This window comes from Armatimonadota bacterium (assembly GCA_023511795.1).
In the GTDB taxonomy this organism is placed as follows: Bacteria; Armatimonadota; UBA5829; order DTJY01; family DTJY01; genus JAIMAU01.
Genome location: JAIMAU010000014.1, coordinates 35,495 through 55,404, shown reverse-complemented (window position 1 = coordinate 55,404; position 19,910 = coordinate 35,495). Strand labels below are relative to the sequence as shown.

Sequence of the window (19,910 nt, the reverse complement as noted above, 5' to 3'; positions counted from 1 at the left end):
AACCTATCGTTTCTGCAGGCAAACCAAATCTCACAAGGCGGCTTTCGATTCAAGGCAACTCTTGGTATGAAAGGGGGTGACTTACTTGAATAAACCTGATTTAATAAACGCGGTTGCTGAAAAAACCGGCATGAAGAAAGTTGATGTTGAAAAGGTAGTGAATGCTACCCTCGACGCCATCACCGAAGCGTTGAGTAAAAAGGAAGAGGTTTCGCTTGTTGGGTTCGGCACATTTGATGTGCGTACGCGTGGAGAAAGGATTGGGCGCAATCCAAGAACAGGCGAACAAATTAAAATCCCACCTAGCTCTAGCCCTGTTTTCAGACCAGGAAAAAAGCTTCGGGACGCCGTGTCACCTTAATATTTAGCAGGCTTGCACGGCATGTGGCAAAGGCAATATTTGGGAGGCAGAACAGCCTCCCTTTTCTGTTGCCTATTCTCGGAAGATTATTCCATGCTTGCTGCAGATTAGGGCTGTACCTGTTTTAAGGCTTGGCTGAGATATTTCAAGTTGCTTATCACAGTTTTCGTGAGGACATGGTATGATTTTTTGGCCCTGATGAAACGCCTCGACGACTTTCCATACCTCCCTTGCGTAAGCATCTCTGGTCATTCTCATTTAGGTATACCCCTCCTCTAATGCTTTTACCGAAGGCAACGTAATCGAAGATTAACTAGAATCCTTGGCAATTTTCAGGGCCAAGGCGATTTTTATATTTTATGCTATAAATTGACTATTGGATGTGCAAGTTATAGTAGACTTTGGGTAATTACTAAGTTTATTTACCCAAAAGAGGCACCAGGTAATAGTAAAATTTGAATTTGAAAAGCAATGCGTTCGCAAGTTGCAAAATTAGTGCAATAAGCCGTCACTTGGTGCAAAACACCTAATCAAAGTAGTACTGAATTTGAATTCCCTTTGTACGTTAGCTACCCACTAGTACTCGCTGGATAAGACAAGAGGTTTGTATAACAGTGCCATGAAGTTCTTGCGCTTTGGCAGTGAACCTGATAAGATTTTTCTTGTCTTACCTAAATATAAGCCTGATTTTAAAACGTTTATCTTTTATGAAAAAGCCATTCCGTTGCAATCTTGGGCGAATAATGCAGATTAGGGAGCTACCTGCCCTAGTTTTCTTGTTCTTGGCGGTTGTATTCCTTTGGAACAAGGCTCCGAACTTTGGTGAGCATGCGAATCTACTCAGTATCGCTAGGGAAACAAGCATAGTAGGGATTATGGCAGTTGGAATGACGGCAGTCATTCTCACGGGCGGAATTGATTTGTCGGTTGCTTCAGTGCTAGCGCTCTCAGCTTCTGTAATTGCAACCCTTGCGGTTAATGGGTCTAATCTACTGATAGCAATATTGGCTGGGTTAGGGATAGGAACCGCGTGCGGTGCGTTGAATGGCTTACTCATTACTTTTCTGCGAATACCACCAATCATAACGACCCTTGGTACTATGGCAATATACCGAGCTGCTGTAACTTTATTCACCCAGGCAAAATGGATTGGCCCGCTGCCAGCTGGAATGGCTTTTATAGGTAGCAAGATAATGCCTGCTTTTATTCTATTCTTAATTGCTGCTATTACGTCACTTTTTTTGTGGAAATGTAGGTTAGGCAGGTATATCCAAGCCATCGGCGGCAATGAGAGTGCTGTGCATCTGTCGGGAATAAGCGTGCGTAAAGTAAAGCTACTGGTTTATATGTTGAACGGCTTTCTTGCGACGGTTGCAGGTTTAGTAATGGCGTCTTCAGTAAATTCATCTCAAGCGAATATGGCATTGGGATATGAGTTAAATGTAATTGCTGCCGTAGTTATTGGTGGAACAAGCATATCGGGCGGCCAAGGTTCAGTCATCGGCTCGGTCCTTGGTGCTGCCATCATGTCTGTTTTATACAGTGCGCTTATCTTGTTAGACGCCTCAATCTATTGGCATAAGTTAATCCTGGGCGGAGTAATTTTGGCAGCTGTGTTGCTCGATAAATTACGATACCTGACAAAACAATGAGTTCAATCCTTAGGTCGAAGGAATTAGCAGTTTTTATCCTTTTTGTGGTTGTATTTGCATTTTTCACAATGCAAACCGAACGTTTTGCAGCTCCGGACAACCTTTTCAACGTTGCACGCCAATATTCAGAGTTGGCAGTGGTATCCGTCGGGTTAACGATGGTCATAATAACCGGCGGAATTGATATATCTGTTGGTTCAGTAGTTGGATTGTCTTCTGTGCTGGTTGGTGTTCTTAGTTCAATTTTAGGCTTGAACATTTGGGTTTCATGTGTTATAGCCGTTTTTGCTGGGTTGGGATGCGGATTAATCAACGGCCTTTTCATTACGAAAGCAAAATTACAGCCAATTGTTGTCACACTTGCGATGATGAGCGCGGCGCGAGGGCTTGCATATGTTCTGACTAGGGGAAGTTCAATTTCGGGGTTTCCGGATGCTTTTGCTGCGCTAGGACAGAAGACGATTGGTCCAATTCCATGGATAGGATATATTCCACTGCCCGTGTTTATTGCTCTTGTATTAGTAATTCTTGGCGTACTCTTGCTAAGAAGAACAGCTTTAGGAAGAGGAATATATGCAGTTGGTGCAAGCGAGGAGGCGTCGAGACTTTCTGGAATAAATGTTTTTAGAATAAAATTATTCGCCTACTCATTTACCGGTTTGCTGTGTGGATTGGGAGGCGTAATGATGGCTGCAAGGCTGGTATCCTCGGTGCCTGACGCTGGCGCCAATTTTGAATTTGAAGCAATCACTGCAGTTGTAATGGGAGGAAGTAGCCTCAGGGGCGGCGAAGGAAACATAACAGGTACAATAATAGGTGTTGGGGTAATGGCAATCTTAAGAAATGGCTTGAATCTTATAGGGGTTCCAGATATTTGGCAGGGATTATTTCTTGGTGTAGTTCTAATACTAGCGGTTCTTGCTGATAATCTAAGAAATGCATTGCGTGAAAAGCTAAAGCTGCAATTTTGAGAGGAGGAACAACCAACGTTGGACATGAAAATGAAAAATCGACTTTTTTGCTGGGTCGCATCGATACTGCTAACAGCAACAATAATTTTGTACGCAACAAGTTGTTCACAAAAATCCACTGCACCTATAAAACCGAAGAAACCGCAAGCGGCTAAACAAGAGACACGCAAGCGTAAGATTGTGTTCGTAATGAAGCTCGTTGGTATACCTTATACAAATGCCTGTGAGCGGGGAATGAAAAAAGCTGCGGAAGAACTTGGCATAGAGGCAAGTTTTCTTGGGCCCCCGGGAGCTGCTGACATAATAAAGCAAATTAATATCATTGAAGACCAAATCTCAGCTGGCGTAGATGCAATTGTCGTTTCACCTAATGATGACAAAGCGATAATTCCTGTTATTGAAAAAGCTACGAAAATGGGAATCAAGATGTTTACTTGGGATTCAGATGCGCCCGCGAGCAAGCGCATTTTTTATGTTGCAGCAGCCGACGATGTTGGCATCGGGCGCGATATTATAGATCGAATTGCAAAAGACATTGACGGGAAGGGTAAAGTTGCTATAATGTCTGGCGGTCCCAATGCGCTCAACCTAAATTTGCATATCAAAGGTGTTGAAGAAGGTGCAAAAAAGTACCCGGGTATTAAAATTGTTACACCCTACTTATACAACAATGACGACCAACAGCAAGCTATTACGGCGGCGGTAACCATGCTCCAACGGCATCCAGATCTTGCGGCATTTGCATGTGTGAATTCCCCTGGTGTGCCCGGTGTGGCACGTGCGCTTATCCAAACTGGAAAAGAAGGTAAGGTCAAAGTATGGGGGCTTTCTTTGCCAAGCGAGAATCGCGATTACATTAAGAAGGGCATTGTTAATGGTTTGATACTTTGGGACCCTGCAAAGCTTACATATCTCACTACTAAGCTTGTCAACGACTATCTAGACGGGAAGAAACCAGTTGATGGGATGACTGTACCGGGCATCGGCAAGCTAAAAGTAAGCAAAGACGGCGTTATTATAATGCCCGGTGTTGTCATTACTAAAGAGAATGTGGACCAATTTGATTTCTAAGTTTACATACTTTGATAGTTTGGAAAATCATACTAGCTTATTTCTGTTTTGCGCGAAAGGAACAAACTTGTGGAACGACACGTTCTTGAATGGGACCCATCGTGGGATGACGATTGGCAGGCGGCTCAACCTGATTTGGAAAGGTTGATAGAAGAAGGGCATCCGCCTGAACCTACAAAGGCGGTTGAGTACTACAAATATGGGTTCATGATGCGCAAGAAACACCCTGTTCATCCATGGCCTGAGATTGAAAGAGAGATTTATCAGGATTATATGACAGGCCAATTTGAATTTAGCGAAGAAGATTGGGAAGAAGCCCGAAGGTATATTCATGCAGGTTGGTTGGGTGCAGAAAGGCACAAGTAATCATAAATATACCAATATACCTTCGGGCATTATCACTAGAAGCAATTTGATTGTTAGGCCATTTTTTCAATCTCTTCCTCCCGCATAGAAGCTCCGAGTATTCCACCGCCCGCTGCCGCGGCCCATGCTAAAATTGAGCTAATGACAAAATAAATGGCCCCATTTCTGGCGGTACTGAGCGCAGTTCTAGCTTCGGCGACATTTAGTTGCGAAAGAGCTGTTAACATATTCTGGGTTGCTCCCAGCAGCCAGCTAATACCAAATGCACTAAGTACTGTTCCGCCCATAAGCGCCAGCGCCCAGACCATGGTTCCCTGCGTGAGGCCGTTTTTCATGCCTGCCACCGCTGCCATTCGTCCGGCAATATATCCGCCAACAAATAGCACAACCAACATACTGATACCCGACCATATCCCTATGAAATTACTGACGCGGGCTGTGAAATCCGGAACAGCGGGGTTGTATAGACTAAGGGCAACAGCAAGACCGCATGCGCCAAGAACAACCTGGGCTCCAAGCGCTACGAGAAATCCCGCCCAAACTGGGCCCCAGCGCACTCGGTCACGAGTCCATGCGATTGCTTCAGCGCGTGTTCCTATTGTAGGAACGCCAGCTGCCATGGCAGCTGCTCCCCCTTTTCTTCCTGCTTCTTCGCTAGGCAGGTTTTCCTGCTTTTGTTCTTCCATGGCAAGTACCTCCTTTATGATGAAGCAAATAGCTCGGTTTCCTTCATCTGTTGTTTTTTGCCCACATTTGCTTTGGTTTAAAACATTACCATCTCGAATAAAACTAGCAATCCTTACAGCACGAGTTTTTGAGTGGCATGGCATAATCTCAGTGTAAGCAAAAAGTGAATAGCGTCGCGGACGACAAAGGCAAATCACTCGAAAGGGTGAGACGCAAAGCCATGGATCTAACCCAGTAGGCAGCGGTAGATAGCCGAAGGTCTCCCGAAAGAAGTTGATAGCGGGGGTGCGGCAGGGAAGCTGAATGCTGGTATGACAGCCAGGCTGCCGAAACGACAGTCGCATTATAGGCGCGCTGAGCCACTACCAAAAAAAGTGTATTCGAATATAGCAGTGCGCGCGACTGAGGTTTCAGCAGCCTGGTTTTCTTTTTAGCTGGTTGCAAGGAGGAGGGACCGAAAATGACGATACCTGAAGCCAAACAATACATCGGAAAGAACTGTTGGATAAGCTGGACCGACCGTCTAGGCCAAGAACATAGCAAAGTCTTGCAGGTTGAGGACCTGCAGTTCATTCCGCTCTATGGAGCGTATATAATCGGCGACACTGAGGAAGTTCGACTGGACAGAGTTACTCAGATCCGTGCTTTGGACTGAATAGTTGACTGGCAAATTTACTAATGCGTCTAGCATTTCCGGGCAAGCAGCATCGTGAGGTATTGAAAGGAGGTTGTGTTAAGCGTTACCAAAGTGCAGGTCTGAGGCCATCCCCTCCTGTCCCTAAGCAACCGTCGGTCTCAGATCTGTGTAGTAGGGATGGGTAGCCGTGCCCCCTACCCATCCCTTTCCCTTTTTAATATTTTTATTCGGCTGAGAATAGCATACAAAAAGGGCGTGAGTCTCGCGTTTCCCCGAACCCATCAAAACTGAGCTACGAGAACTCCCGCCCTGCTTTTTAGACGAAGACTTTTCTATGTTTGTTCGCTCTAAATGATTGGGGAGAAAAAAGCCAAAGGGTTAATAATACTAGTGTTTGCTAGTTGATATCGTTGAGCAAGGCTTATTGTTGCGAAATCTCACTGAGTATAAGTTCCGCTGCTTTTTGTCTATCTTTTGCCGCGGTAATTGCTCGGCCGATGACAAGATAGTCAGCCCCGTTTTTTAAAGCTTCCCCAGGGGTCATTATTCGAACTTGATCATTAGCTGCCGTCCATTTTGGTCTTACGCCAGGCGTCACGACGATGAATTCGGGCCCACATGCAGCTTTTACGGGTATGATTTCGTGAGGTGATGCAACAACCCCTGCCAAGCCCGAGCTTTGGGCCAAAACTGCTAGATGCGTAACATGGTTTTCAAGAAGCATTGGAATGGATAATTCTTCATGGAGGACTTGAGCGCTGATGCTTGTAAGTACTGTTACGCCAATAATCAGTGGAGCTTCGATTCCAAGGCGATGTGCTTCGTCTTTTGCTGCTTCGACTGCTGCACGCATCATTGCCGATCCACCGGAAGCATGGACGTTGAGCATCCAAATGCCCATTCGAACTGCAGCTCTTGTTGCGCTCGCGACTGTATTTGGGATGTCGTGAAACTTGCAATCGTAAAATATTTTCTCTGCTCCGGCCTTCCTAAGTGAGTCAAAAATCTGCGGTCCCGTTGAGTTGAAAAGTTCGAGGCCAACTTTAAATGCGCCAATATAATCGTTTAATTCTCGAACAAGGTTTACGGCCTCGCTCTCGCTGCTTACATCCAGCGCAAGAATTATTTTGTTTTTCACGGACATATGATTTCTACCAGCCTTTTGATTATCTTTTATTCGCGTTGGTTTGACTTGATTGGACAGTCACATTAGCATTGTGGCGATTGCACAATCCCTACAATTTCAGAAATGTGCCCAAAACCATGGCGACTGAGATATGCCTCGAGACCTTCGATAATCTCAATCATTGCATTTGGATATACAAAGTTGGCTGTTCCTACTTGTATTGCGCTTGCACCAGCAAGCATGAATTCCACAGCATCCTCGGCAGTCATTATGCCTCCGACTCCGATTACAGGAACATCAACAGCCTTTGCTACTTCCCAAACCATTCTTAATGCAATTGGCTTTATTGCAGGACCCGAGAGCCCGCCAGTAATGTTTGCTAATCGAAACGTACGCGTTTCTGCATTTATTGATGTACCTATTAAGGTATTTATGAGTGAAATTGCATCTGCTCCTGCATCAACTGCCGCATGTGCAATGGCAACAATGTCGGCTACGTTTGGGGAAAGTTTTGGAATTATTGGGAGATGAGTTGCTTTTCGGACAGCATTCACTACTTCAAACGTCATGCGAGGCTCAACACCGAATGCTATGCATCCGTGTTTTACGTTAGGACACGAGATGTTAATTTCCAAGCCAGCAACACTGTCGGTTTCACTCAGTCGTTGTGCAACCTTAGCGTATTCCTCTATCGTATGTCCAACGATGTTAACGATAACAGGAACATCGAATTGGCTGAGCCAAGGCAGCTTCTCGTTTATTAAATTTTCAATTCCATCATTTTGGAGACCAATAGAATTGAGCATTCCTGCAGCTGTTTCAGCGATTCGTTCTGGAGGGTTTCCTACCCAAGGTTCGAGTGATGTGCCTTTTGTGATTATCGCACCAATTTTGTTAAGGTCAACCAAGCTGCTGTATTCTTTCCCAAATCCGAAGGTACCGGAAGCAGCTATAACTGGATTTTTCATATGGATTCCAGCAATAGTTATCGCTAGTGAACTTGCTGTAGACATGGGAGCTACTCCCATTTTATTTTATTTGAGTCGAAGACTGGGCCTTCTACGCATGCCCGAGCATATCTGTATTCTAAATTGGTGTCATGAACTTTTATCACACAGCTCATGCAAGCGCCAACGCCGCATGCCATTTTTGTCTCGACGGAAATTTGACAGTTAAGGTTGTGATGGTGGCAAATTTTTGCAACTTCTTTGAGCATCTGCATTGGGCCACATGCGTATACTAGACAACCAAGCTTATTATCAAGAGTTTCAACGCGTTCTTTCAGAAGGTCGGTAACCATGCCTTGGTAGCCATACGAGCCATCTTCTGTTGAGACGAGATATTCTGAACAGCATTTTTCAAATTGATCTCGATATAGGATCATATTTGATGTTTTTACACCTAGAAGGAATTTAATTTTTTCTTTGCCAAATCGCTTTTCCAATGTCCTGAGGAGAAAATAAAGTGGTGCTATTCCCATACCGCCGCCGACTAAGAGAAAACTTCCGCTCCAAGAATCTGGTATTGCAAACCCATGTCCAAGGGGGCCGATTAAATCAATCATATCCCCTATTGTTTTATCTGCAAGCATTTTGGTGCCTCGTCCGCGAATGTCAAAAAGTATTGAAACGTGGCCAGCTTCGGGGTCGGCAAAGTGTATGCTAAATGGACGGCGTAGAAGTGGATCATAAAATTGTCGGAATTTGTTGCATAGGACGTGCACAAACTGCCCAGGAATGCATTTCTGCGCTAGTTCCTGGGCATCTAAGATAAGTCTTCGTATATGTGGCAAAACCATTTCTTGGTCAATTATACGGCATTCGAATAGTTTGCCCTTTGGAATATCGGCCTCTTGTTTATTTGGCAAATGGTGTACAAATTGTTCTGCCATCAAGATTCTTCTCAATGAAAGTTTATAAAAGCGTTGACTGATTTAGATGTTTATCCAGCTCATCCATTTTTCTTGCTTTGTTTCTAAAATTCCCCTCTTGGTTGCTTTTTATGCACGATTTTCCAACCAAAGTGTTAATTGAGTATTTCGACTTCTTTATGGTACTCTTGAAGTGATTTGACTGCGTTTGTTCGTTCTCTTGCTGCTTGAATTCCTTCAGCTGCTGCCACTGCCGCTGCAGCTGTGGTAACATAAGGTACTTTAAGCTTGATAGCTGCTTTTCGGATATAGCTATCGTCATGAAAGCTTTCCTTGCCTGCAGGCGTGTTTATTAATAGGCGTATTTGACCATTATGCATAACGTCGACGATATTAGGCCGTCCTTCATGAAGTTTCTTTATTTCCGTTACGTTAATACCATTTTGTGAGAGGAATTTTGCTGTCCCGCTAGTTGCTATTATGGAAAATCCCATTTCAAAAAGCTTCTTAACAGCTGGTAAAACTGCTTGCTTGTCGCGATTGGCGACAGTAACTAATACAGTGCCTTCTTTTGGAAGCTCATAGCCGGCCGCTGCCTGGGCTTTGTAAAAGGCAAGGCCAAAACAATCTGCCATGCCTAATACTTCACCTGTTGACCGCATCTCGGGGCCAAGAAGCGGATCAACTTCGGGGAACATATTAAATGGAAAGACTGATTCTTTTACTCCATAGTGAGGATACCGTCTCGGTTTCATATCTAGTTCGCTCAGTTTAGCACCTAGAATTACTTGAGTGGCTAATCGTGCCATAGAAACGCCGGTTACTTTGGAGACTAGCGGCACCGTTCTCGATGCACGAGGGTTTGCTTCTAGAACGTAAACCCTGTCGTTTGCTATGGCATATTGAATATTCATTAAACCAACAACATTTAGCTCAATAGCTATTCGTTTTGTGTATTCTATGATGGTGTCAATATGGTGTTGTGGGATTGTTAGCGGAGGTAGGACGCAGGCACTGTCGCCTGAGTGAATGCCTGCAAGTTCTATATGTTCCATAATTGACGGCACAAACGCATCTTTGCCGTCTGAAATAGCATCAGCTTCGGCCTCAATAGCGTCTTCTAGAAATTTATCTAGAAGAATTGGGCGTTCTGGAGACACCTCTACGGCTGCTTTAACGTATTTCACGAGAGTTTCTTCCTCGTATACAATTTCCATTCCTCTGCCTCCGAGAACGTAAGAGGGGCGCACCATTAGCGGATAGCCAATTCTTTTAGCAATTGCTAAAGCCTCATCTAACGAGCTTGCCATGCCATGCTCTGGCATTGGAATTGATAGTTTTTGCATTATTTCTGCAAATCGCTCTCGGTCCTCTGCTAAATCTATGCTTTCGTGCGAGGTACCTAGGATTTTTACTCCTGCTTCGGCCAAATCCGATGCTATGTTTAGAGGAGTCTGACCCCCAAATTGAGCAATAATTCCTTCAGGTTTCTCTATGTCTATTACATTTAAAACATCCTCGACTGTGAGTGGTTCGAAGTAAAGTTTGTCTGATGTGTCAAAATCAGTTGAGACTGTTTCTGGATTGTTGTTGATAATAATGGATTCATATCCAGCATCTCTTAGTGCCCATACGGAGTGGACGCTACAATAGTCAAATTCAATCCCCTGCCCAATTCTGATTGGGCCACTGCCAAGAACGATAACCTTTTTCTTATTTGATTGATTTGAGATTTGAGAAGAAAGCGACGAATCTTCTTCCAGTGTTAACTTGTTTTCACAGCACTCCTGAGATTCTTTATCTTTTGTTTTGGGCTTTGGTACAAAGCTTTCAGTCTCGTCTTCTGCGTCGTAGGATGAATAGAAATATGGGGTCTGGGCTTCGAACTCAGCTGCACAAGTATCTACCATTTTGTAAACTGGCTTTATTCCAAGTGACTTTCGGAGTTCACGCACAGCCGTTTCTTTCATTCCAACAATTGTACCTATTTCTTTGTCGGAAAAACCCATTTGTTTGGCTTTTCGCAGAAGTTGAGTTGCTTGCAAACCTTCACACGAGTTTATTGCAGCTTTGGATGCTAAATTATGGAAGGCTGAACTTGCCTTTTGTATTTGACTTTCCATCTCGACCAGCCGGTTAATACCTTCAAGGAACCAGATGTCAATTGCTGAAAGTTCTGCTATCTTTTCAGTCGACATGCCTCTTCGAAGCGCTTCTGCAATGGCGAATAATCGTTCGTCGTTTGGCGTCTTTATTTTTGCTTCAAGTTCTTTGTCGGACCATTGACTTGCTTTCTTGTGTCTAAGGCCATGTACTCCGACCTCCATTGAGCGAATTGCTTTCATCAATGCTGCTTCGAACGAGCGATCTATTGCCATAACTTCGCCGGTTGCTTTCATTTGCGTGCCGATAGTTCGATTTTCAATTTTGAATTTGTCAAAAGGCCATCTTGGAATCTTAACCACGCAATAGTCAAGCGCTGGTTCAAAGCACGCGGTTGTTTTTTGAGTTACAGCATTGGTGATTTCATCAAGTCTCAAGCCGATGGCAATTTTGGCTGACACGCGAGCAATGGGGTAACCTGTTGCTTTCGATGCTAGAGCTGATGAACGGCTAACTCTCGGATTGACTTCAATCACATAGTAGTTGAAGCTTTTTGGGTCGAGAGCAAATTGTACGTTGCAGCCGCCTTCTATGCCTAACGCCCTGATAATCTTTAGAGAAGCATTTCGAAGGAGCTGGTACTCTTTATCAGAAAGAGTTTGGCTGGGGGCTATAACAATTGAGTCGCCGGTGTGGATGCCCATTGGGTCCAGGTTTTCTATGTTGCATATTGTGATGCAATTGTCCCCACCATCGCGCATTACCTCGTACTCGATTTCTTTCCATCCTAAAAGGCATCGCTCAACTAGGATTTGGTGCCGCAGAGAAAGGCTCATGCCGCGCTCGCCAATCTCCATTAGTTCGCTTCGATTGTAAGCTACTCCGCCACCTGTGCCACCAAGCGTATAAGCTGGACGAATAATCAAGGGATAGGAAGCGGTAGCGGCGATCTCTTCTAACTCTTCTTTAGTTTCGATAATCCAGCTTTCTGGAACTGGCTCACCAATGCTTCGCATTAATTCCCGAAAACATTCGCGGTCTTCTGCTTTTTTGATAGCGTCAAGTGGTGTTCCAAGGAGTTCTACGCCATATTTATCTAGGATACCGCTTGAGGAAAGTTGTGTAGCAAGGTTTAGACCTGTCTGGCCTCCGAGTGTTGGAAGTAAGCCATCAGGCCGCTCCTGGGCAATTACACGCGCAGCAAACTCAACATTCAGAGGTTCGACATAAACTTTATCTGCGATTGTGGTATCGGTCATAATCGTGGCTGGATTAGAATTCATTAGCACAACTTCGCATCCTTCTTCGCGAAGGGCTTTACATGCTTGCGTGCCTGCGTAGTCGAACTCTGCTGCTTGCCCAATGGTGATTGGTCCGCTGCCAATCACCATAACCTTTTTGATATTGCTTTTTCGTGGCATTCTGTTTCCTTCTACTCCCTTGCATTCATTTATTATTTCTTAGCATTTCCACAAAACGCTGGAATAGGTATTTGCTGTCCATTGGCCCCGGAGAAGCCTCCGGATGGTATTGAATCGAAAATATTGGAAGTTCTTTGTGGCATAAACCTTCAACTGTTCCGTCGTTTATGTTAATGTGCGAGACTTCCATTCCAGAGTTTTTTAAGCCATCTGGGTCTACCGCATAGCCGTGGTTTTGTGAGGTGATGAATACTTTGCCAGTAGCAAGTTCTTTTACAGGATGGTTTCCGCCTCGATGACCAAATTTAAGCTTGTAAGTAGTGCTTCCGAAGGCCCAACCAAGAAGCTGGTTGCCAAGACAGACGCCCATTATCGGCTTCTTTCCAATAAGTTTCTTTACATTCTCAATCGCTTCGGAAAGAAGCGCTGGGTCGCCAGGACCTGGCGACAGAATGATGCCATCGGGATTGGCATCTAGTATTTGTTCAGCGGGAGTATTACACGGATACACTGTAACACGGCAATTGAGTGCACATAAGCTTCTTAATATGTTTCGTTTTACGCCGAAGTCCAGAAGCGCAACATCAAACTCAGGCTTGGCAGAATTGACAGAGTTTTTCCAAACATAAGGTGATTTGGTTGTAACACGCTTAGTAAAGTCTATTCCGCCGTAGTCAGGGGCATTTGCAATTTTATTTAGCATTTCTTCCCGAGTATAGTCGGTTGTTATTCCGCCAAGCATAACTCCTTGAATCCTGAGATGCCTAGTTAGGGCACGAGTATCAACTCCTTGAATGCCTACTACATTTTGTTCTTTAAGGAAGTCATTGAGGGTGCTGATGGCGCGCCAATTGCTGGGAACTTCGCATAAATGTTTAACAACAAAACCTTCAACTTGAATAGTTGAAGATTCGAAATCATCGTGATTTACGCCATAGTTGCCTATAAGAGGATAAGTGAGTGTAAGTATTTGACCAGCGTATGATGGGTCGGTAAGCATTTCCTGATACCCAGTCATGCACGTGCTGAATACTACCTCGCCTATCGTTGTTCCTTTGGCGCCGATTGATTCTCCTTCGTATGTGGTACCATCCTCAAGAACTAGAATTGCTTTCATTTGATTTTCCTCACAGTGAATATGAAATGTCTAGAGTTTGACCATCTTCCCAGTGCGTGCTGATTCTAGCGCCGCCTGCATGACGGCAACGGCAGCACGTGCTTCCGGGCCGCCTGTCTCTGGTTTTCTTCCAGTTTGAATGCACTCGCCGAACTCTTTAAACTCGTCAGCAATTAGGTTTATTCGCTCAATCATCATCGTTTCCGGTTTGCCATCTATGTCGTAATACGTAAGCTTATAGGGCCAGAAATCAAACTCGAACCAACCCTTTGTGCCATAGACGGCGGTAAGGGTTTTAGGAGGCGTGACGTAAGTGTCTCCAATCTGACCAAGAATGCCGCTTCTAAAGCGAAGAATAACTTGTGTGAGCTCTTCAGTTTCGCATTCAAGAAACTTTTTAGCTGTCATTGCCATAACTTCTGAAATTGGCCCAGCCAAGTAATGGAAAATATCTATTTGGTGTATGCCAAGGAGGTTCAGAGGGCCTCCTGGGCATTTGTCTACATACCATCGCCATGCGCCGGGGACTAAAGACCATCCGCCTCGATGCGATTGGTGGGCTTCAATCATTGCTAGGTCGCCAATTTTTCCATCTTCGATGGCGCTCTTTATTATGCGGATGCCTGGTGCTCTGCGAAGACTGTGCCCAACTTGGAGGACTACGCCAGCATCTTCGCATGCTTTAATCATGGCGTCGGCTTCTTCTACTGTATTTGCGATTGGTTTTTCAACCCAGACATGTTTTCCATGTCTTGCCGCTTGAATGGCAAGCGTTGGGTGGACATGATTTGGCACTATAAGGATTATCCCTTCGACTTCAGGGTTGTCTAGAATTTCTTCAAACGACCGAGCAGGAGGAACTGGAATATCATTAGTGTACTTTGCTATTACTTCGGGGTTTGCGTCAAACCAGGTAACTAGTTCGAGATTGCCAGCTTCACTAATGGCAGGCAGGCTTTGAGTCCCACCCCAACTGCCTACTCCAACTAACGCAACCTTTACTTTTCTCATGCTATCACCTCTTGGTTTCTGGCAATTATTTTACCATCCACGATTGTTAGAACTGGTAAACCTACAAGTTTCTTGCCCTTGAGCGGGGTGTTTTTAGATCTTGAGTGGAATTTCGAAGGATCAACAATCCATTCTGCCTCAGGGTCTATGACTGTTATATTTGCCGGTTTTCCGATTTCTAGCGTTCCCGCGTCTAATCCCAGTATTCTTGCGGGTGCAGCAGTCATTTTCATAAACGCATTGGCAAGCGAAAGTTCCCCGGGTTTGACTAGTTCGGTTATTACTAAGCCAACTGCTGTTTCGAGTCCGACCATCCCGCTTGGTGCGATTGCAAATTCGGTTTCCTTCTCCTCAATTGCATGTGGAGCGTGGTCAGTGGCAATGACATCGATTGTGCCATCGGCGAGTCCTTCTTTAATGGCAGCAACATCATCTGCTGTTCTAAGTGGCGGATTGATTTTTGCATTGGTGTCATATCTTCGAACTGCTTCTTCGGTCAAACTAAAGTATTGCGGGCACGTCTCGCAAGTTATGTTTATGCCAGTCTCTTTTGCATGACGAATTAGCTCGACGGATCCTCTGGTGCTTACGTGGGCTATATGAAGTTTGCAGTTAGTTAGACGAGCGAGCATAATGTTTCGAGCAACCATTATTTCTTCCGCTTCTCTGGGAATACCCTTGAGACCTAGTATTGTTGACGTAATTCCTTCGTTCATTAGACCTTCGTCGCTCAAGGAGAGATCTTCACAGTGAGTAATCACTGGAGTGTTAAGCATTGCACAGTAGTCCATCACTCGTCTCATGAGGCCAGAGTTTTGCAGCGGGAAAGCGTCGTCGGAAAAGGCGACAGCACCGCCCTCGAGCATATCGCCGATCTCTGCCATTTCTTCGCCTTTCATTTCTTTGGTTAGTGCGCCGATGGGATAAACTTTTACTAAACCAACCTCATCAGCTCTACACAGTATAAACTCAATTACCGAGCGAGTATCTGCGACGGGATTAGTATTTGGCATGCAAGCAACTGCTGTAAAACCGCCTGCTGCTGCTGCGTAAGAGCCGGTGGTAATATCTTCTTTGTATTCAAAGCCTGGCTCGCGAAAGTGGACATGCATGTCAATTAGCCCTGGAACAACAACCTTGCTTGTTACATCCTCTACTTGCTCAGGCTTGAGGTCACCTGACTCAACTTGACCTATTCCTGCGATTTTTCCATTTTTAATTAAAAGATTTCCAATTGTATCTAAATTTTGCGAAGGATCGACAATCCTTCCGCCCTTAAGAAGCAAGCGCATCGCCTGTGCCTCCTAAAAGTAAGTAGAGCAGAGCCATTCTAACTGCTACCCCATTGGTTACTTGCGTTGTAACCATTGAGATTTCGCAATCTGCCACATCTGGCATGATTTCGACGCCACGATTCATGGGGCCTGGGTGAAGTACAATAACATCGTCCTTCGCTAGCTTGAGTCTCTTTTTCGTAATTCCGAAAAAGTGGGTATATTCGCGAAGGCTTGGGAATAGGCCTTTCTTCATGCGCTCAAGTTGGATGCGCAGGACATTAATCACGTCAACATCTTTAAGACCTTCTTCAATGTTGGTGTAGACTTCTACTGGCAGGCGGTTTGCTTCGGGTGGGATAAGCGTTTTAGGCCCTACGAAACGAACTTTTGCTCCCATTTTGGTAAGACCCCACATGTTCGACCTAGCAACCCTGCTATGGAGAATATCGCCTACTATTGCCACAGTTAGCCCTTCAAGCTTTCCTTTTTTCTCAAGTATTGTCATCATATCGAGGAGTCCCTGAGTTGGATGCTCATGCATGCCGTCGCCGGCGTTAATTACTGATTCTGGAATCAGGCTTGCGACGAAGTGGGGCGCTCCCGATGCTTGGTGCCTGATGACAAATACGTCGGGTCTCATTGCTCGAAGTGTAAGAATTGTATCCTTAAGTGATTCACCTTTTACGACGCTACTTGTGGATGGAGCGATGCTTGAGGTGTCCGCGCTCATAATTTTTGCTGCAATTTCGAACGAAGTCCGAGTACGCGTGCTTGGTTCATAGAAAAGAGTTACGATTGACCTTCCGCGCAGAGCGGGTACTTTTTTAATCGGTCGGCTTAAAATTTCTTTCATTGAGAGCGCCGTTTGAAGAATTAGTTCTATCTCCTCACGGGTGATTTCTTCTAAACCAAGGATGTCTTTTCTCTTTAGAGCCATTCCAGCACCTCTTGATGCTAGTTTTTGTGCATTGATACTCGCACAATCATAAACTAGCGTTTATTCATCAAGTTTGCGAATGTAGACTTTATCTTCACCTTCAATTTCTTTTAGCTGGACGTCTACTAGTTCTTTACGCGACGTAGGTATGTTTTTTCCGACGTAATCAGGGCGAATTGGCAACTCTCGGTGGCCCCGGTCGATTAGCACTGCCAATTGAATTGCTGCTGGGCGGCCAATATCCATCAAGGCATCCAATGCACATCTAACTGTCCGGCCGGTGTAAATAACTTCATCCACCAGGATAATAGTACGGTCGTTGACGTCAAACGGTATATCAGTTTGCCCCACCGTTGGCTGGTGTGTGAGAATATCATCCCGGTAAAGGCCGATATCGAGTATGCCAACCGGTACTCTGACGTGCTCAATTTCGTTCAAGAGTTTGGCTAATCGTTTTGCAAGCGGTACGCCTTTGCGTCTGATTCCAATTATTCCAAGCTTTTCTGCTCCTTTATTTCTCTCGATTATTTCGTGAGCAATACGAGTTAGAGCGCGTCTGATTTCTTCTGCATCCATTACTTGAGGCGTTTGGGTTGCCATTTGAATACTCCATAAATCAATGGTGATTTAGTATTTAAAGCGCAAAATTGCACATTTTCCAGGCACAAAAAACGCCCCCCTGCTGAGGTTAGCAAGGAGGCGTGATCTTGCTATTACAAGCTTTGTGCATACACGCACACCCTTGTTGGCCTCACAGGACCAACTTAAAGGCGTTCAATCAAGTTTTGCTAAGTGTACCAGATGGAAACCTACCTGTCAACAGGTTTTTTGTTTTTTTGATTTACTTTGCTGAATATAGAAAAAGCGGAGTATTAGAAATGTCATTTCTTTGCATATTTAAACCAATTTAGGCTTGCTGAAAGGGCTAAAATTATTCCCCTGTGCTTGTTTACTGGAAGTTTTGTAATAAATAGCCTGGCGGGGATGTGTGCGAATCGAACGCACCCGAGACCTTCTTCAGGCCTCACACAGGTTTTGAAGACCAGGAGGGCCACCAGGCCCCATCCACCCCCATATTGGTAGAATAAGTATAAATTTGCGGGGGTGGCATGTCAAGAATCGAGAATTCGCTCAGGTGAGGGTTGGATCATTTGCTCTTTAAGCTCATCACTTAGAGGGACTTCACCGCTTGCAAGGGCTTCAAGGAAAGCTTCTACAACCATGGGGTCAAACTGTGTTCCTGAACAATTTTTAAGCTCTTCTATTGCTACTTGTAAGGGCAAGGCATCTCGCCAAGGGACATCTGAAACTAAAATATCAAAGCTTTCCGCAACGGCAATTATTCGTGCACCAAGAGGTATGTCATGGCCCGATAGCCCATCTGGATATCCTTTGCCATCAAATCTTTCGTGGTGGTGTTTTATCATCGGGATAGAATCATGGAGTTCTGGCACACGCTCTAGCATTCGTATTGCAATTGTGGAGTGTAGCCTCATTATTTCAAATTCACGTTCGCTAAGGCGGCCTAATTTCTCAACAATCTGGGGAGAAATTCCAACTTTTCCAACGTCATGTAGGATTGCTGCGTTTTTGAGGTCCGTCATCACTTTGCGGGGAAGGTCCAATCGCCTGCCAATCGCCAGCGCATAAGCTGCTACACGGTCACTGTGGCCATCAGGCGCGCCTAGACTTGAGGAGCGAACGTTCAACATACCAAGGAGAGCTTCTGACTCGGATTTAAGATTAGGTTCTTTTATTTTTTCAGGTTGCTCGTTTGGTATTTCCTTAGATAACATGCTATCAGGCCCCCAACTCCAAATTGCGAGAATTCGGTCTTTATTATTATCGGCCTGAAAAGAGATTAACAGCAGGTTTGTTTTGTCTTAATTTAGAATTCGTCAGTGGGAAAGTATTTGGGAAGCAACTTGGGCAATGGCCTCAATTTCGGAATCTTCAACCGTTCTAATATCGAGAAGGAATTTATCGTCGCCTACCCTGCCAAAAATCGGTGGATTTGCTTCTCTGAATTTTTGGGCAAGGTCAATTGGGGAGATGTCTGCACTATAAATGGCAACCAGTTTTGTAGGAAGTTGCTGTCCTGGGAGTGAGCCGCCCCCAACTTCCGAAAAACCATCGATAATTTCAATTTTCGCATTATCGCTAATAGAAGTTATTAGTTTTGCTTTTAGCTGATTTGCAGCATGAGTGATTTCTGACAGCGGTCTGCTTATATAACGAAGCGTCGGGATGTTCCGACTGACAGTATCAGAATCTACATAGAGTTTAAGAGTTGCTTCCAGGGCGGCTATTGTTAGTTTATCTATACGAAATGTTCGCGATAGCGGATTTCGTGCCATCGCTTCCACAAATTCCTTTCGCCCAACTATTATCCCTGATTGTGGTCCTCCCAAGAGTTTATCACCGCTAAATGTAACGATATCAGCACCAGCACGAATGCTTTCCTGCACCGTAGGTTCGGACTTAAGTCCAAAGCGGGACATGTCCATAAGTGCTCCACTTCCTATGTCTTCCATTACGGGGATGCCTTTCTTCTTGCCTAGCTCGGCAAGTTCGCTGAGCGCTGGTGATTTTGCAAAACCGACGATGCAAAAATTGCTTGTATGTACTTTTAGTATTAGTCCAGTTTCCTCAGATATTGCATTTTCATAGTCAGAAACATAGGTGCGGTTTGTTGTTCCTACTTCTATTAGTTTGACGCCCGCACTAGCCATTATATCGGGCATCCGGAAAGAGCCGCCAATTTCGACCAGCTCTCCTCGTGAAACTATGACCTCCTTACTACACGCTAGAGTGTTGAGCGCAAGAAATACTGCAGCGGCGTTATTGTTCACAACGAGAGCCGATTCCACTCCCGTTAAATTTTTGAGCAACTCTTGGTAGTGTTCCGACCGCTTTCCTCTGCCACCCGTCTTAAGATCTATTTCGAGATTACAATGTCCAGAAACGACATCAATGAGGGCTTTCTGCGCAGCTACCGGGAGCACTGAGCGACCTAAACCTGTGTGAAGCACAATGCCTGTAGCATTTATAGCTCGTCTGATGGAGGTATTTGCAAGGGCTTCGGCGCGAAGGCGAATGTATTGGGTAAGTCTTTCGAACGAGATGTCTTCCTCTTTTATGGCAAAACCTTCACGAATACGGCTACGTATTTCGTCAAGGGTCTTCCTTGCTGCTTCAACTACGTATGGCCTTGGAATTTCACCAATGAGTTCTTTTAACGAAGGTTCACCGAGCAATCTGTCAATTGACGGCAGTGATCGTAAAAGATTTTTGTTTGTCATG

The 19,910-nt window shown here is 44.9% G+C and carries 19 protein-coding genes, 1 tRNA gene and 1 riboswitch; of the genes, 6 read left to right on the top strand and 14 right to left on the bottom strand.

What is annotated here, in order from left to right:
* Nucleotides 1-85: 85 nt before the first annotated feature.
* Nucleotides 86-361, top strand: coding sequence for an HU family DNA-binding protein (locus K6T99_10705; protein ID MCL6520291.1), 276 nt, complete (start codon nucleotides 86-88; stop codon nucleotides 359-361).
* Nucleotides 362-433: 72 nt separating this feature from the next.
* Here K6T99_10705 and K6T99_10700 read toward each other — a convergent pair whose 3' ends face one another.
* Nucleotides 434-619, bottom strand: a complete 186-nt coding sequence (locus K6T99_10700) for a hypothetical protein (GenBank protein MCL6520290.1) — start codon at nucleotides 617-619, stop codon at nucleotides 434-436.
* 449 nt (nucleotides 620-1,068) lie between these two features.
* Here K6T99_10700 and K6T99_10695 point away from each other — a divergent pair, with 449 nt between their 5' ends.
* From K6T99_10695 to K6T99_10680, 4 genes are all read left to right on the top strand, one after another.
* Entirely contained in the window at nucleotides 1,069-2,013 is a 945-nt protein-coding gene (locus tag K6T99_10695; GenBank protein ID MCL6520289.1) for an ABC transporter permease, read from the top strand.
* Nucleotides 2,010-2,984 (top strand): ABC transporter permease, encoded by a 975-nt coding sequence (locus tag K6T99_10690; protein MCL6520288.1) that lies wholly within the window; start codon nucleotides 2,010-2,012, stop codon nucleotides 2,982-2,984. The genes K6T99_10695 and K6T99_10690 overlap by 4 nt, the downstream gene beginning before the upstream one ends.
* 30 nt (nucleotides 2,985-3,014) lie before the next feature.
* On the top strand, nucleotides 3,015-4,055 hold the full coding sequence (locus K6T99_10685; GenBank protein ID MCL6520287.1) for an autoinducer 2 ABC transporter substrate-binding protein: 1,041 nt from the start codon (nucleotides 3,015-3,017) through the stop codon (nucleotides 4,053-4,055).
* A 69-nt stretch (nucleotides 4,056-4,124) separates the two neighbouring features.
* Nucleotides 4,125-4,421 carry a hypothetical protein gene (locus tag K6T99_10680; GenBank protein MCL6520286.1) on the top strand — a complete coding sequence of 99 codons (297 nt, stop codon included), beginning with the start codon at nucleotides 4,125-4,127 and terminating at the stop codon, nucleotides 4,419-4,421.
* Nucleotides 4,422-4,474: 53 nt separating this feature from the next.
* Here the strand turns inward: K6T99_10680 and K6T99_10675 are convergent, their stop codons facing one another.
* On the bottom strand, nucleotides 4,475-5,107 hold the full coding sequence (locus K6T99_10675) for a hypothetical protein (protein ID MCL6520285.1): 633 nt from the start codon (nucleotides 5,105-5,107) through the stop codon (nucleotides 4,475-4,477).
* Between the two features lie 178 nt (nucleotides 5,108-5,285).
* A riboswitch (cyclic di-GMP riboswitch) is annotated at nucleotides 5,286-5,439 on the top strand.
* Nucleotides 5,440-5,568: 129 nt separating this feature from the next.
* Between K6T99_10675 and K6T99_10670 the strand changes: the two genes are divergently transcribed.
* On the top strand, nucleotides 5,569-5,763 hold the full coding sequence (locus K6T99_10670; protein ID MCL6520284.1) for a hypothetical protein: 195 nt from the start codon (nucleotides 5,569-5,571) through the stop codon (nucleotides 5,761-5,763).
* Nucleotides 5,764-6,166: 403 nt separating this feature from the next.
* On the opposite strand, the gene pyrF is transcribed toward K6T99_10670, so the two are convergent.
* From pyrF to selA, 12 genes are all read right to left on the bottom strand, one after another.
* Nucleotides 6,167-6,889 (bottom strand): orotidine-5'-phosphate decarboxylase, encoded by a 723-nt coding sequence (gene pyrF, locus K6T99_10665; protein ID MCL6520283.1) that lies wholly within the window; start codon nucleotides 6,887-6,889, stop codon nucleotides 6,167-6,169.
* Between the two features lie 65 nt (nucleotides 6,890-6,954).
* Nucleotides 6,955-7,884 carry a dihydroorotate dehydrogenase gene (locus tag K6T99_10660; GenBank protein ID MCL6520282.1) on the bottom strand — a complete coding sequence of 310 codons (930 nt, stop codon included), beginning with the start codon at nucleotides 7,882-7,884 and terminating at the stop codon, nucleotides 6,955-6,957.
* Between the two features lie 5 nt (nucleotides 7,885-7,889).
* Nucleotides 7,890-8,762, bottom strand: coding sequence for a dihydroorotate dehydrogenase electron transfer subunit (locus K6T99_10655; GenBank protein ID MCL6520281.1), 873 nt, complete (start codon nucleotides 8,760-8,762; stop codon nucleotides 7,890-7,892).
* A gap of 134 nt (nucleotides 8,763-8,896) precedes the next feature.
* The gene (gene carB / locus K6T99_10650) at nucleotides 8,897-12,265 is read right to left on the bottom strand and encodes a carbamoyl-phosphate synthase large subunit (GenBank protein ID MCL6520280.1); all 3,369 of its coding nucleotides are present in this window, start codon (nucleotides 12,263-12,265) and stop codon (nucleotides 8,897-8,899) included.
* Between the two features lie 25 nt (nucleotides 12,266-12,290).
* The gene (gene carA / locus K6T99_10645; protein MCL6520279.1) at nucleotides 12,291-13,382 is read right to left on the bottom strand and encodes a glutamine-hydrolyzing carbamoyl-phosphate synthase small subunit; all 1,092 of its coding nucleotides are present in this window, start codon (nucleotides 13,380-13,382) and stop codon (nucleotides 12,291-12,293) included.
* A gap of 30 nt (nucleotides 13,383-13,412) precedes the next feature.
* A complete protein-coding gene (locus K6T99_10640; protein ID MCL6520278.1) occupies nucleotides 13,413-14,393 on the bottom strand; it encodes a Gfo/Idh/MocA family oxidoreductase in 981 nt (326 codons plus the stop codon).
* Entirely contained in the window at nucleotides 14,390-15,685 is a 1,296-nt protein-coding gene (locus K6T99_10635; protein ID MCL6520277.1) for a dihydroorotase, read from the bottom strand. The genes K6T99_10640 and K6T99_10635 overlap by 4 nt, the downstream gene beginning before the upstream one ends.
* Nucleotides 15,669-16,607 carry an aspartate carbamoyltransferase catalytic subunit gene (locus K6T99_10630; protein MCL6520276.1) on the bottom strand — a complete coding sequence of 313 codons (939 nt, stop codon included), beginning with the start codon at nucleotides 16,605-16,607 and terminating at the stop codon, nucleotides 15,669-15,671. Before K6T99_10630 ends, K6T99_10635 begins: the two co-directional genes overlap by 17 nt.
* Nucleotides 16,608-16,667: 60 nt before the next feature.
* Nucleotides 16,668-17,207: a bifunctional pyr operon transcriptional regulator/uracil phosphoribosyltransferase PyrR gene (gene pyrR / locus K6T99_10625; GenBank protein ID MCL6520275.1), complete on the bottom strand. Its 540-nt coding sequence runs from the start codon at nucleotides 17,205-17,207 to the stop codon at nucleotides 16,668-16,670.
* 376 nt (nucleotides 17,208-17,583) lie between these two features.
* Nucleotides 17,584-17,680: transfer RNA gene (locus K6T99_10620), tRNA-Sec, on the bottom strand.
* Nucleotides 17,681-17,719: 39 nt separating this feature from the next.
* The gene (locus K6T99_10615) at nucleotides 17,720-18,403 is read right to left on the bottom strand and encodes an HD domain-containing protein (GenBank protein ID MCL6520274.1); all 684 of its coding nucleotides are present in this window, start codon (nucleotides 18,401-18,403) and stop codon (nucleotides 17,720-17,722) included.
* Between the two features lie 102 nt (nucleotides 18,404-18,505).
* Nucleotides 18,506-19,909, bottom strand: a complete 1,404-nt coding sequence (selA, locus tag K6T99_10610; GenBank protein MCL6520273.1) for an L-seryl-tRNA(Sec) selenium transferase — start codon at nucleotides 19,907-19,909, stop codon at nucleotides 18,506-18,508.
* Nucleotide 19,910 lies beyond the last annotated feature (1 nt).

Coding starts and splice junctions, on each gene's coding strand:
- pyrR (MCL6520275.1), bottom strand. CDS start 17,207: ATGGCAACCCAAACGCCTCAAGTAATGGATGCAGAAGAAATCAGACGC.
- K6T99_10655 (MCL6520281.1), bottom strand. CDS start 8,762: ATGGCAGAACAATTTGTACACCATTTGCCAAATAAACAAGAGGCCGAT.
- K6T99_10615 (MCL6520274.1), bottom strand. CDS start 18,403: ATGTTATCTAAGGAAATACCAAACGAGCAACCTGAAAAAATAAAAGAA.
- K6T99_10635 (MCL6520277.1), bottom strand. CDS start 15,685: ATGCGCTTGCTTCTTAAGGGCGGAAGGATTGTCGATCCTTCGCAAAAT.
- K6T99_10670 (MCL6520284.1), top strand. CDS start 5,569: ATGACGATACCTGAAGCCAAACAATACATCGGAAAGAACTGTTGGATA.
- carB (MCL6520280.1), bottom strand. CDS start 12,265: ATGCCACGAAAAAGCAATATCAAAAAGGTTATGGTGATTGGCAGCGGA.
- carA (MCL6520279.1), bottom strand. CDS start 13,382: ATGAAAGCAATTCTAGTTCTTGAGGATGGTACCACATACGAAGGAGAA.
- K6T99_10630 (MCL6520276.1), bottom strand. CDS start 16,607: ATGGCTCTAAAGAGAAAAGACATCCTTGGTTTAGAAGAAATCACCCGT.
- K6T99_10695 (MCL6520289.1), top strand. CDS start 1,069: ATGAAAAAGCCATTCCGTTGCAATCTTGGGCGAATAATGCAGATTAGG.
- K6T99_10685 (MCL6520287.1), top strand. CDS start 3,015: ATGAAAAATCGACTTTTTTGCTGGGTCGCATCGATACTGCTAACAGCA.
- K6T99_10660 (MCL6520282.1), bottom strand. CDS start 7,884: ATGTCTACAGCAAGTTCACTAGCGATAACTATTGCTGGAATCCATATG.
- selA (MCL6520273.1), bottom strand. CDS start 19,909: ATGACAAACAAAAATCTTTTACGATCACTGCCGTCAATTGACAGATTG.
- K6T99_10675 (MCL6520285.1), bottom strand. CDS start 5,107: ATGGAAGAACAAAAGCAGGAAAACCTGCCTAGCGAAGAAGCAGGAAGA.
- K6T99_10690 (MCL6520288.1), top strand. CDS start 2,010: ATGAGTTCAATCCTTAGGTCGAAGGAATTAGCAGTTTTTATCCTTTTT.
- K6T99_10640 (MCL6520278.1), bottom strand. CDS start 14,393: ATGAGAAAAGTAAAGGTTGCGTTAGTTGGAGTAGGCAGTTGGGGTGGG.
- pyrF (MCL6520283.1), bottom strand. CDS start 6,889: ATGTCCGTGAAAAACAAAATAATTCTTGCGCTGGATGTAAGCAGCGAG.
- K6T99_10700 (MCL6520290.1), bottom strand. CDS start 619: ATGAGAATGACCAGAGATGCTTACGCAAGGGAGGTATGGAAAGTCGTC.